Source organism: Streptomyces montanus, assembly GCF_005786655.1.
Classification (GTDB): domain Bacteria; phylum Actinomycetota; class Actinomycetes; order Streptomycetales; family Streptomycetaceae; genus Streptomyces; species Streptomyces sporangiiformans.
This window is the reverse complement of sequence record NZ_VBZC01000119.1, coordinates 1-12,122: the sequence shown is the minus strand read 5'-3', so window position 1 is coordinate 12,122 and position 12,122 is coordinate 1. Positions and strand designations below refer to the sequence as shown.

The window sequence follows — 12,122 nt, the reverse complement described above, 5'->3', positions numbered from 1 at the left end:
CGCCGCGCCCGCCGCCCGACTTGGGCGCGGGCTGCTGCCACGAGGAGCCCCAGCCGCCGGCTCCCGAGCCGCCGCCGTTCGCGTACGAGGGGGTGGCCGGCGGCGGAGGCGGCCAGGAGCCCGCCTCGGGACCGGAGGCGGCGCCCGCGCCCTCGGGTGCCCCGGGAGGCATCGCCGGCGGCATGGGCGTCGGAGCGTTCCCGTGCGACGGCGGCTGTGCCGCCCCCGGATACGAAGACGGCCCCGGAGACGAAGACGCTTCGTGGGACGAGCCGGCGCCCTGTCCCGTCTCCCGGTGCGCGGCCATCTGCGCGTGAGGGCCCGTCTCCTGTGAACCCTGTGGAATTCCCTGCTCCGAAGGCGTGGAAGCAGCGGGAGTTTCCACCGGCACAGGAGGTGCAGACGGGGCGGGGGGTACCGCAGTGCCCTCGTTCTCGGTGCTCACAGCTCTTCCTCTCGATCCACGGCTGTACTTTCAGATCGCACTCGGTCGCGTTCTGCACACATGGTGGTGCTCCCGGCGCGATTCAGCTGTGCGTGTGTTTTCGTCTGCCGTCAGCTTTTCCCACGGGACGTCAGGGCACCATAAGCGGTGCCTGTGGGTCCGGGACCTTCCTTTATATAGGACCTGTCCGACAAACCCATCGCATCTCGTGCGCCGCCGACTCACGCGTACCCGAACGGGACGACCCCATGACGCAGAGGACCGGGCGCGGTGGCACCATGACGCGGTGACCCACGCACGACAGCACCTGATCCAGGTCGTCGCCCATCGCGGAGCCTCCGAAGAGGCCCCTGAGCACACCCTTGCCGCTTACCAGAAGGCGATCGAGGACGGGGCCGACGCTCTCGAGTGTGATGTACGGCTGACCGCGGACGGTCACCTCGTCTGCGTCCACGACCGCCGCGTCAACCGCACGTCCAACGGCCGTGGCGCCGTCTCCGCCCTGGAGCTCGCCGATCTCGCCGCCCTGGACTTCGGCTCCTGGAAGAACCGCGACGAGGCGCCCGACTGGGAGCAGGAGCGGCCTCCGAGCTGGGATCAGCAGTCCGTCCTCACGCTCGAACGCCTCCTCGAACTCGTCGCCGACGCCGGCCGCCCGGTCGAGCTGGCCATCGAGACGAAGCACCCCACACGCTGGGCGGGCCAGGTCGAGGAGCGCCTGCTGCACCTCCTGAAGCGTTTCGGCCTGGACGCCCCGGCGTCCGCCGACATATCACCCGTACGCGTCATGAGCTTCTCGGCACGCTCTCTGCACCGCATCCGAGCAGCGTCCGCGACACTGCCGACGGTCCATCTGACGCAGTTCGTCACACCCCGGCTGCGTGACGGGCGGCTTCCCGAGGGCATCCGGATCGCGGGCCCTTCCGTACGGATCGTGCGCAGCCATCCGGCACTCATCGAGCGCCTGAAGCTGGCCGGACACCAAGTTCACGTATGGACCGTGAACGAGCCCGAGGACGTCGACCTCTGCGTCCGACTGGGCGTCGACGCCATCATCACCAATCGCCCACGCGCGGTACTGCGCCAACTGGGCCGCTGACCTCCACGCCCTCGACGTTCGGTCACACAGAGTCGAGTTTCGGCCATTCGATTACAGGGAGTGCTCCGGCGCGTTCGGTGCGTGTTCGACGGTTACGAGTGCGTCACTGCACGTGCATTGGCCGGTTTCCGGTTCAGTCCAGAGGGGCATCCACACCGTGGCGTGGGGCAAAGGAGGTCTCGGGGGTGGCGTTGGTGGTGGCACAGGAGGTGCCCACGTCGTCGAGCATGGCCGTACCCCATGGCCCTGCGGGCGTGGGGGAAGCAAGACACCGCATGCGGGTTCAGCTGCGCACAGGCGGTGTGGCGGAAGCGGTCATCGACGATGCCGTACTGATCCTTTCCGAACTGCTGAGCAACGCCTGCCGGCACGGCAGGCCGCTGGGCGACGTCCTGGCCGGGGACGGTGACGTCCGGGCCGCGTGGCGGGTGGAACCGAGCGGAAGACTCACCGTCGAGGTGACGGACGGTGGTGGTCCGACCCGTCCGGTTCCCGCCACGCCCTCGGTCACCGCACACGGCGGCCGTGGGCTGAACATCATCACCGCGCTGGCCGACGACTGGGGTGTCCGGGACGACACACCGGGCGAGGTCACGGTGTGGGTGGTCGTCCACAAGGACGTGCACGCCGGGCACCGTCGCCATGACTTCGCGACGCGCGTCACGGCCCCGCCGGTGTCCGCGATACCCGACCTGGGCTTCGCGGACGCGTTCGACGACCTGGACTGAGTGCGCACCGGTCTCGGCTGACTTACCGGTCTGGCCCGAGGCGCCGGTTTGAGCTGAGTCGCCGGTCCGGGCAGAGTCACTGGTTCCGGGACCCCCGGCAGGTTGTCCACAGGGTCCCGTCGGTCCTCGTACGAGCAGCTAGGCTCGCGCCCGTACGAGTCGAGCCGTAACCGGGAGACACCCACGATGGCCAAGAAGCGACCCCAGACGAAGGCCAAGCCTCAGCTGCAGGACGGGCAGATCCCGGTGGTGGGTGCCCGCGAGCCCTGCCCCTGCGGCAGCGGCCGCCGCTACAAGGCCTGTCATGGGCGGGCCGCCGCGCACGCCGTGACCGAGCTGGTGCAGCGCCCCTTCGAGGGCCTGCCGGGCGAGGGCGACTGGATCGCGCTGCGCGAGCTGGTGCCCGCGGCCACCGTCGAGCTGAACCTCAGGGAGTCCCTCCCCGAGGGGGTTCCGTCGGTCACGCTCGCGACCGTCCTGCCGATGGCATGGCCGGCGCTGCGCCGGGACGACGGCTCGGTGCTGTTCGGCCTGCAGAACGACACGGCGTCCGGCGACATCAGCCGCGACCTGGCCGACACCCTGCAGCGCGCACTGACCGCGCAGCCCGGCACTCCGGTCCAGGGCCGGCGCGCTCCGGCAGACGGGCCACGACTGCAGGATCTGCTCGATCCCGAAGGCGCGTTCGAGCCAGTTGTGCACTCGGGCTTCGAGTTCTGGGTTCCGGACTCGGAGAACGCGACGCCGGAGGTGGCCGCTTCCCTGGAGCGGGCGAACGCCGCCGCCATCCCGACCGTGAAGCTCGCGGGCGTCGACGCCGCGTACTGGTGCGAGACCCCGGACAAGAACCACCTGCGCTGGGTCATGCCGCATCCCGAGGAGCAGCTTCTGGACGCGCTCGCGCGACTGCACGCGGCCGGGCAGTCGAGCCTCGGAGAAGGCACCCGCCTCGTGGGCTCCTTCCGTGCGCACGGCCTCACGGTGCCGGTCTGGGACCTGCCGACCGGCGTCACCGCGGAGGACATCGAGAAGCCGGCGGCCGAGTTCGCCGAGCGGCTCGCCGCCGCGCTGGCCACGGACGCACCGCTGACCCCGGACGAACGGCGGGCGCGCGGCGGCCTCACCAACCGCCAGGTCACGCTCAGTTGAGACCCGGCCGACCCCCGGTCTCCGGCTGACCGACCAGTCAGCCGCCCGGGGTGTTCACAGAATGGGTGACTCCTGTCACAACTCCCCCTTGAAGCAGGAGAATCGGTGTCCGAATAGCCGAGATCGAATTTGCTAACCGCCGATCTCTTGTTACCGTTCCAATAGCCCGGTTGCTGGTGCATCCCCCGTCGCCAGCAACCGGGTCTTTTCCTTTTCCGGATCCAGGCCCGTCCAGGGCGCGAGTCTCAACCCGCCGTCCAGGCAGGTGAGTTGACCCTTCACACGGACCGGCACGGCTGCAGGCGGCTCTGCGAGCGCCTACCCGGATCCACCCGGCGAATTGCTTCCCGAGCGCAGGAGCAACGGTCCACCGCCGGATTCCGCGAACTCCGCGACCGCCGTATACGCCCGCGCATCCCCCGTCGTCCGTTCCCGGGGCGTCTCGCATACCGCCGGCTCGTCGTCCGCGGCCGCCGCGCAGTGCATCTGGACGGTGCGGCCACCGGGCCCCATGAGGGTCAGTACGGAGCTGAGGCCGTCGCCGGTCGCGTTGCGGTAGTACGTACGCGCCCAGGTGTCCCGCTCCTGTGTCAGGACGCAGGTCTGCGCCTCGATGCCGCCAGGAGAGGCGAGTTCGGGGCCGCACCGGGCGGTGGTGGTGAACCCCAGGTCGAGCGCCAACGGGGACCGCCGCGGTGCGAGCTGCTTCTCGGAGGGCTCGTCGGCCCCGGAGAGTCGGTCATCGGCCTCGGAGCGCTCGCCATCGACCCCGGAGGGCTTGTCGGCAGCGGCTTCGGACGGCCTGGCGGCAGCGGGTTCGGACGCGGCGGCGCTGTTGCCCGCCCCATGGCCCACCGGCCCGGCGGACGCCACAGTCAGCCGCAGAGCCACCGAGACCACGACGGCGCCCGTCATCGCCAGCAGGCGAAGATTCATGAGGGGGACGATAACGACCGAGCAGGAGCGCTCCGTCCGCCGTGTGCCCGCTTCCCCTACAACTCGGGGGCACTCACACCCGTACGAGTGAGGGCCTCCACCACGGCGTCCACGACTGCCTCCACATCGGGCACCCAGGGCGCGGCCGAGCCGGGCAGCGGCGCCCGCTCCCAGCAGATCGGGCCCTGGCCGGTCTCGGACGGGGGCAGCGCGAGGTAGCCGCCCTCTCCGTGGAAGCGCAGCGAGCCGGGCACGAAGTCCTTGGCGTAGAGCAGCTCACCCAACTGCTCCATGGAGTACGGCTTCACGAGCAGCGCCCAGCGCGTGGGGGACGCGATCACGGGACCGAGGCGCATGCCCATGTGGTCGAGCGCCGCAAGGGCGCGGGAGGCGGCGAGGGCCGGCAGGCTCACCGCGCAGGGGGCCATGCCACCGGTGGCGAGGATGATCGGCGCCGTCGGCCGGTTCGTCCACCACCAGCGCACCATGCGCTCGTCGGTCGTGGCCGCGAGGAGGCCGGGGTCGAAGGGGTGGGCGCCGGGGACCGTGCATTCCGGGTCGGGACACGCGCAGCGGGCACGCCCCTGCGGGTCCGGTGCCACACCGGGGAGTACAGGCCACTGCCATGCGGTCGCGAACGTCAGGGCCGCACCGAGCATCTCAGGCCTGTCGTTGTCTCGCCGGGACAGGAGCCTGCGTCGCCTTCCGAGGATCTCGCGCATGAGCGCTCGTTCCTTTCCGTTGCACGCCTGGCAACACCGAGGACCACATCACACCATGTGTCGATCACTTCACTGTGCGTACCTGCTGGCGCATCACACCCTTGTCCAGGACAAGGGGAACCCCTATGGGCCGAACATTGGCTGCGTCCGCGTCCATACTGCGTCTATCAAAAGCACGGGCATGGCGTGGGGTGGCGACGCCTGGCGTTTGCCGTCCCGCGCATTTCTCGCCGCCTCCGCCACGGGAGGATGGGGCACGGTCGTTGGTGGTTAAGACGCCCGGGTCCGTCGCCAGGTTCCGGGACGATCCCAACAACCCCTGGCCTTCACCGAGTACGTACCCATCACGACCGCTGTGACGCTCCGTCGAACAAGGCCAGTCGACCGCAATAGGCCGTTGCCCGAGGCAGTTTTAAGCCAACTTTGCTTTTCCGCGACATCCCCACGGACACCAGGAATCCCAGCAGGACAATGCTGGACATCCCCTCACGAGTGCGTGTAGATGTGGAGACACTGCTAGCGGCGCAGAATGACATGGGGGTTTGCGATGCTTTTGAGCAATACGCACCGGTCGGAAAGCCGGACACCATGAACGCCCCTCACCTTCCGAAAGTGGCTGGAATCGATTCAACGGTTCCGGCACCCACACACACTGTCGCGCCGCCGACTGCCGCCTCGGGTGCCACTTCGGCCACGCCCCCAAACACCCCCGGGGCTGTTCTTCAGGACAGACTCGCCGGTTGGATCTCCGATCTCACGACGCTGCACGAACTGACCGAGCGGCTGACCCGCACCGCCTCACTGGACGACGGACTGCACGAACTGCTGCGCGCCGGAGCCGCCCTCGTGGGCGCCCGGCGCGGTCTCGTCGTACTGGAGCCGGGCGACGGCCTCGGCCCGGACACGACCATCGGCCTGGGCCTCGCCCGGGCGGATCTCGGACACATCGAGACGGTCCCCCGCAGCTCCATGTCGTACGGGAAGATTCTGGACGGACTGCCCGGCGGTGAGGGAGAGATCGCCCAGCCCGACCTGTTCTCCGAGGACGGGCTCGACCCGCGTCACCGCGAGGTCGCCGCCCGGCTCGGCTACGCCGCCAGCTACGCGCTCCCCCTGTCCACGGAGACGGCCGGCCGCCTCGGCGCCGCCGTCTGGCTGTACGACGAACCCGCCGAGCCGGTCGAGCGTCAGCGGCACCTCGTCGGTCTGTACGCCCGGTACGCGGCCGAGCACCTGGCCCGGCTGGTCGAACTGGACCGCACGCGCGCGTGCATGACGACCATCGCCGAGGAGCTGCTCCCCTCACGACTGCCCCGGGTCTCCGGAGTCCAGCTCGCCGCCAGGCATCGCACCGGCCCACGCGGCGGCGGCGACTGGTACGACGCGCTGCCCCTGCCGGACGCCGCGCTCGGCCTCGCGGTCGGCTCCGTCACCGGTTCGGGACCCAGCGCGATCGCCGCGATGGGACGGCTCAGGGCGTCCCTGAGGGCGTACGCCGTCATGGAGGGCGAAGACCCCGTCGCCGTCCTGTCCGACCTGGAACTGCTGCTCCGGCTGACCGAGCCCGCCCGCTGTGCCACCGCGCTGTTCGCGTACTGCGAGCCCGCGTCGCGCAAGATCACGCTGGCCGGGGCCGGGCACAGTCCGCCGCTGGTGATCGGCGACCGGCGCACGGAGTTCGTGGAGACCTCGCTGTCCGCGCCCCTGGGGATGCTCGCCTGCTGGGAGGCGCCGAGCGTGGAGTTCCAGGCGAACGTTGGAGAGACGGTTCTGCTGTACACGGACGGGCTGCTGCAGCGCACCGGCGACCCGGCGGACCGGGCCTTCGCGCGGCTGCACGCGGCGGCGGCCGGCGTGCCCCGGTCACTGCGCGGCGACCCGGGCGTGGTCGCGGATCACGTGCTGCGGAGCGTGCTGCCGGACGGGCTGGACGCGGCCGACAGCGAGGAGGACGTGGTTCTGCTCGCCGCTCGTTTCGAGTGAGCGACCGGCGGCGAGAGGGTGGGCACGCGGGGTGGCTGCGCACGCCACGTAAGAGGTTTCCGGCCCCTTGGCCCCCTTCCGTACGACCGTACGATGGACGGGGTCCAGTGCCGTATCGAGGAGGATGACCGTGGCCGAAGAGCTCACTCCGGCGACCCCGGACGAGTCTGAAGAGCCGATCAAGCAGCGCAAGAACGGCCTGTACCCGGGCGTGTCCGACGAGCTGGCCGAGAACATGAAGTCCGGCTGGGCCGACACGGAGCTGCACGGTCTGGAGCCGATCGCCCAGGCCGAGCACACCGCGGCCCGCCGTGCCGCGCTCTCGGGGCACTTCCCGGGCGAGCGCCTGGTCATTCCCGCGGGCAACCTGAAGACCCGCTCGAACGACACCGAGTACCCCTTCCGCGCCTCCGTCGAGTACGCGTACCTCACCGGCAATCTCACCGAAGACGGCGTCCTCGTCCTGGAGCCGAGGCGTCTCCCGGACGGGAAAAGCGGCCACACGGCGACGATCTACCTGCTGCCGCGCTCGGACCGGGAGAACGGCGAGTTCTGGCTCTCCGGCCACGGCGAGCTGTGGGTCGGCCGCCGCCACTCCCTGGCCGAGGCCGAGCAGTTGTACGGCATCCCCGCCGCCGACGTCCGGGAGCTCGCCGACAAGCTGCGCGAGGCGACCGGCCCGGTCCGAGTCGTACGCGGCTACGACGCCGGGATCGAAGCGGCGCTCACCGACAAGGTGACCGCCGAGCGCGACGAGGAGCTGCGTGTCTTCCTCTCCGAGGCCCGGCTGGTCAAGGACGAGTTCGAGGCCGGCGAGCTGCAGAAGGCCGTCGACTCGACCGTGCGCGGCTTCGAGGACGTCGTACGGGTCCTCGACAAGGCCGAGGCGACCAGCGAGCGCTACATCGAGGGCACCTTCTTCCTGCGCGCGCGGGTCGAGGGCAACGACATCGGTTACGGGTCCATCTGCGCGGCCGGCGCGCACGCCTGCACGCTGCACTGGGTGCGCAACGACGGTCCCGTCCGCTCCGGGGACCTGCTGCTGCTGGACGCGGGCGTGGAGACCCACACGCTCTACACGGCGGACGTGACCCGCACGCTGCCGGTCAACGGCACGTACAGCGAGATCCAGAAGAAGATCTACGACGCCGTGTACGAGGCCCAGGAAGCCGGTATCGCGGCCGTGCGGCCGGGCGCCAAGTACCGCGACTTCCACGATGCGGCGCAGCGCGTGCTGGCCGCGAAGCTGGTCGAGTGGGGGCTGGTCGAGGGGCCCGTGGAGCGCGTGCTGGAGCTGGGGCTGCAGCGCCGCTGGACGCTGCACGGCACCGGTCACATGCTCGGCATGGACGTCCACGACTGCGCGGCGGCGCGGACGGAGACGTATGTGGACAGCACGCTGGAGCCGGGCATGTGCCTGACCGTCGAGCCGGGCCTGTACTTCCAGGCGGACGACCTGACGGTGCCCGAGGAGTACCGCGGCATCGGCGTCCGTATCGAGGACGACATCCTGGTCACCGAGGACGGCAACAGGAACCTCTCGGCGGGACTGCCGCGCCGCTCCGACGAGGTCGAGGCGTGGATGGCGGCCCTGAAGGGCTGACATTCCCCGGCTTTTTTCCGGCCTGCCCGGCCTGCCCGGCCTGCCCGGCCTGCCCGGCCTGCCCGGCCTGCCCGGCCTGCCCGGCCTGCCCGGCCTTTCGCGGATGGGCTGAATACGACAGAGATGGCCGGGTGCCCCACGGGGTACCCGGTCTTCCGTGTGCCCAGGAGGGCGCCGACAAGTCAAGGGGGCGGCTTTTGTGGACGGCTTCTGGTCCGGAGTCGGGGTCGATCTGCACGTGGAACCGGACGCGAGGGCAGGGCGCCGGGAAGGACTCGAGCGGGCGCTTCGGGACGCCGTACGTGACGGACGGCTCGCTCCGGGCACCCGGCTGCCCGCGACCCGGCGCCTCGCGGCCGAGCTGGGGATCTCGCGGGGGACCGCGAAGGCGGCGTACGACCAACTGGTCGCCGAGGGCTATCTGACCGCGCGACAGGGGGCGGGAACCGAGGTGGCAGCGCTGCGCACCACCGCCCTTGCCACGTCCGGGGACGGTACGCACGCGCGTGCACCCCGTTTCGATCTGCGACCGGGCAGCCCCGACGTAGGTACCTTCCCGGCGGCGGCCTGGCTGCGGGCGCTGCGGCGGGCCATCGCGACCGCGCCGTCCCTGGCGTACGACTACGGGGATCCACGGGGCCGGATCGAGCTGCGGACCGCGCTGTCGGGGTATTTGGGGCGGGCGCGCGGGGTGATCGCTCCGCCTGAGCGGATCGTGGTCACGACCGGTTATGTGCAGGGGCTCGCGCTCCTCACGCGCGTGCTGGGGTCCGGAGTGATCGCGATGGAGGATCCTGGGTTGCCCTTCCACCGGGACGTGGTGCGGCACAACGGAGGGACCGTGGTCCCGGTGGGTGTCGACGAACGGGGCGCCCACGCCGAGGGGTTGGGCGACGCGGCGGCCGTCGTCGTCACGCCCGCCCACCAGTACCCGACCGGAGTGACGCTCCACCCGGAGCGGCGGCGGGCGCTCACCGACTGGGCACGCGCGCGTGGCGGGCTGATCGTCGAGGACGACTACGACGGGGAGTTCCGTTACGACCGGCAGCCCGTGGGCGCCCTCCAGGGGATGGCGCCCGCACAGGTGGTGTACCTGGGGACGGCGTCCAAGACCCTCGGGCCCGCGTTGCGGCTCGGCTGGATGGTGCTGCCGCCGCGGCTGGCCGACGCGGTCGCCGACGCCAAGCTGCACAGCGACCACCAGACCGAGTCCATCGGCCAGTTGGCCCTGGCCGAGCTGATCACCAGCCACGCCTACGACCGGCACGTACGCGCGTGCCGACTGCGCTACCGGCGGCGAAGGGATCAGCTGCTGGATCGGCTGGGAGCGCGGGGGAATGTACGAGGGATCGCGGCCGGGCTGCACGCGCTGGTGGACGTGGCCGACGAGGGCACGGTGCTGGCGCGGGCCGCCGAGGAAGGGCTCGCGGTGGGACATCTCGGGGAGCACTGGCACGCGGCAGGTGAGGGGCGCCCGCAGGGGATGGTCGTGGGGTACGGGACACCACGGGAGCGGGCCTATCCCGAGGCGTTGGAGGTACTCGCGCGGGTGCTGAGGGCTTGAGCCGGCCGGCGCCAGGGCAGGCGGTGCGGCTGGAATTGGGCCACGGAAAGGCCTGATGATTGGGCCTGTTTGGGGGTCCAAACCGCTCGTAGCGTCGTGCCCATGACCAACCGCGTCGCCCCAGCCGCAACCCCAACCGCAACCCCAACCGCAGCCCCCGCGGAGGCCGGCCGTGTTGTCCCGCCCGCGGGCCCGCAACGCGTGCTGGCCCTGGCCCAGTTGAGCAACTCCGTGGGAGACGGCGCCTACTACGTCACCTCCGCCCTCTACTTCACCGATGTCGTCGGGCTCGCCCCCGCGCGCGTGGGGCTCGGGCTCACGGTCGCCTGGGCGGTCGGCTCGCTGGTGGGTGTGCCCCTGGGTCGGCTCGCGGACCGGCGTGGGCCACGCGGCACGGCGGTGCTGCTCGCGCTCGCGACCGGCCTCGCGGTGGCGTCCTTCCTCGTCGTGCGCGGCTTCGTGCCCTTTGTGCTCGCGGCGTGCGCGTACGCCGCCGCGCAGTCGGGGCTCGCGGCGGCCCGGCAGGCACTGCTGGCCGGGCTGGTCTCCCCCAAGGAGCGGACCGGGCTGCTCGCGCACCTCCAGTCGACGCTCAACGCCGGTCTCGCGGTGGGCGCGGGGCTCGGCGGGCTCGCGCTGCACGCGGGGACACGGGCCGCCTACCTCTGGGTGTTCGCACTGGACGCGGTGGGCTTCCTGTTGTGCGCGGTGGTGCTGTTGCGGCTGCCCTCCGTCACCCCGGCGGGATCCCCGGCGGAATCCCCGGCGGGTGTGGACCGGGGCCACGGGCTCGGGGTGCTGCGCGATCGCCCGTATGCGCTCGTCACGCTCCTCAACACCGTGCTGCTGCTGCGGATGCCGCTGCTCAGCCTGGGCGTCCCGCTGTGGATCGCCGAGCGGACCGAGGCCCCGGCCTGGATGGTCTCCGCGCTGTTCTTGCTCAACACCGGTGCGGTGATGGTCTTCCAGGTGCGGATGGCGCGCGGGGTGACGGGGACGGCGTCGGCCACGCGCGCGGTGCGGCGTTCCGGGCTCGTGATGCTGGCGTCGTGCGCGGTGTTCGCCCTGTCGGCCGGGGCCTCGCCCCTGATGGCGGTGGGCGTGCTGGCCGCGGGCGCGGTGCTCCAGGTCATCGCGGAGATGCAGCAGTCGGCGGGTTCCTGGCAGCTCTCCTTCGACCTCGCCCCGGCGGACCGTGTCGGCGAGTACCAGGGCTTCTTCGGCATCGGTGTGACGGTGGCGCGGACAGCGGGGCCCCTGGTCCTGACGGCGCTGATCGTGGGCTGGGGGACGCCGGGCTGGCCGGTCCTGGGAGGACTGATGCTGGCGGCTTCGTACGGGATGGGCCCGGCGGTGCGCTGGGCGGCGGGCAGTCGGCCCGCCGCGCCGGGGGCCGATCAGGTCAGGCCGCCCGTGCCGGTGAACTGACCGCCACCGGAAGGGAGTCCAGGAAAAGGGCCCCCGCCAGCAGCCCACTGCTGCCGCGCGGGCTCCACGCGCGCGCGTGGAGGTCGTCGTCGAACGCGGCGAGGGCCGCGCGGCCCGCCTCCGTGGACGTACTTCCCGCTTCCAGAACCCCCCGGGCGCCGGCCTGGACATGCCGCAGGCCGTGCGGGCCCACCGTGTACAGCAACTCCGTGTCCTGAAGCGTGGACATGACGGTGAGCAGGGCGTCGAGCCGGGCGTACGGCTCGGGGGCACCGGCCGAGCGAGCGGCGGACAGCGCGTCCAACGCCCGCCGTACGTGCGGGAATCCGGCCCTGGCCTCGCCCCGCGCCCCGGCGGCCCCGTACTTCGCCGATACCGACGAGCCGCGGGAGGGGCGGCGCGGCGCCCGCCGGTCGGGGTGTGCCGCGAGCCGCTTGGCGGTCGCGGCGAGGTCGCGCCCCGCGG

General features: G+C 71.6%; 10 protein-coding genes. 7 read left to right on the top strand and 3 right to left on the bottom strand.

All coding sequences use genetic code 11. The features are described from left to right. The first annotated feature begins 731 nt into the window (after positions 1–731). The 3 genes from FE633_RS45925 to FE633_RS45915 all read left to right on the top strand — a co-directional run bounded on the left by FE633_RS45925 (position 732) and on the right by FE633_RS45915 (position 3,421). Positions 732–1,544, top strand: a complete 813-nt coding sequence (locus tag FE633_RS45925) for a glycerophosphodiester phosphodiesterase (RefSeq protein WP_138051100.1) — start codon at positions 732–734, stop codon at positions 1,542–1,544. Between the two features lie 98 nt (positions 1,545–1,642). Then, a complete protein-coding gene (locus FE633_RS45920; RefSeq protein WP_138051099.1) occupies positions 1,643–2,272 on the top strand; it encodes an ATP-binding protein in 630 nt (209 codons plus the stop codon). A gap of 186 nt (positions 2,273–2,458) precedes the next feature. Further along, positions 2,459–3,421 (top strand): DUF5926 family protein, encoded by a 963-nt coding sequence (locus FE633_RS45915; RefSeq protein ID WP_138051098.1) that lies wholly within the window; start codon positions 2,459–2,461, stop codon positions 3,419–3,421. A gap of 318 nt (positions 3,422–3,739) precedes the next feature. Here FE633_RS45915 and FE633_RS45910 read toward each other — a convergent pair whose 3' ends face one another. Then, positions 3,740–4,357 carry a hypothetical protein gene (locus FE633_RS45910; protein ID WP_138051097.1) on the bottom strand — a complete coding sequence of 206 codons (618 nt, stop codon included), beginning with the start codon at positions 4,355–4,357 and terminating at the stop codon, positions 3,740–3,742. 56 nt (positions 4,358–4,413) lie between these two features. After that, complete coding sequence (locus FE633_RS45905; RefSeq protein ID WP_138051096.1) at positions 4,414–5,079, bottom strand: bifunctional DNA primase/polymerase; 666 nt, start codon at positions 5,077–5,079, stop codon at positions 4,414–4,416. Positions 5,080–5,550: 471 nt separating this feature from the next. On the opposite strand from FE633_RS45905, the gene FE633_RS45900 reads away from it, so the two are divergent. The 4 genes from FE633_RS45900 (at position 5,551) to FE633_RS45885 (ending at position 11,657) form a co-directional block, all read left to right on the top strand. After that, a complete protein-coding gene (locus FE633_RS45900) occupies positions 5,551–7,062 on the top strand; it encodes a PP2C family protein-serine/threonine phosphatase (RefSeq protein ID WP_138051095.1) in 1,512 nt (503 codons plus the stop codon). 130 nt (positions 7,063–7,192) lie between these two features. Then, positions 7,193–8,665, top strand: a complete 1,473-nt coding sequence (locus FE633_RS45895; protein WP_138051094.1) for an aminopeptidase P family protein — start codon at positions 7,193–7,195, stop codon at positions 8,663–8,665. A gap of 199 nt (positions 8,666–8,864) precedes the next feature. Further along, on the top strand, positions 8,865–10,229 hold the full coding sequence (pdxR, locus tag FE633_RS45890) for a MocR-like pyridoxine biosynthesis transcription factor PdxR (protein WP_138051093.1): 1,365 nt from the start codon (positions 8,865–8,867) through the stop codon (positions 10,227–10,229). 219 nt (positions 10,230–10,448) lie between these two features. Continuing rightward, a complete protein-coding gene (locus FE633_RS45885; protein ID WP_246114146.1) occupies positions 10,449–11,657 on the top strand; it encodes an MFS transporter in 1,209 nt (402 codons plus the stop codon). Here the strand turns inward: FE633_RS45885 and FE633_RS45880 are convergent. After that, the coding region (locus FE633_RS45880) for a triphosphoribosyl-dephospho-CoA synthase (RefSeq protein ID WP_212747355.1) at positions 11,632–12,122 on the bottom strand (491 nt) is incomplete at its 5' end. The genes FE633_RS45885 and FE633_RS45880 overlap by 26 nt on opposite strands.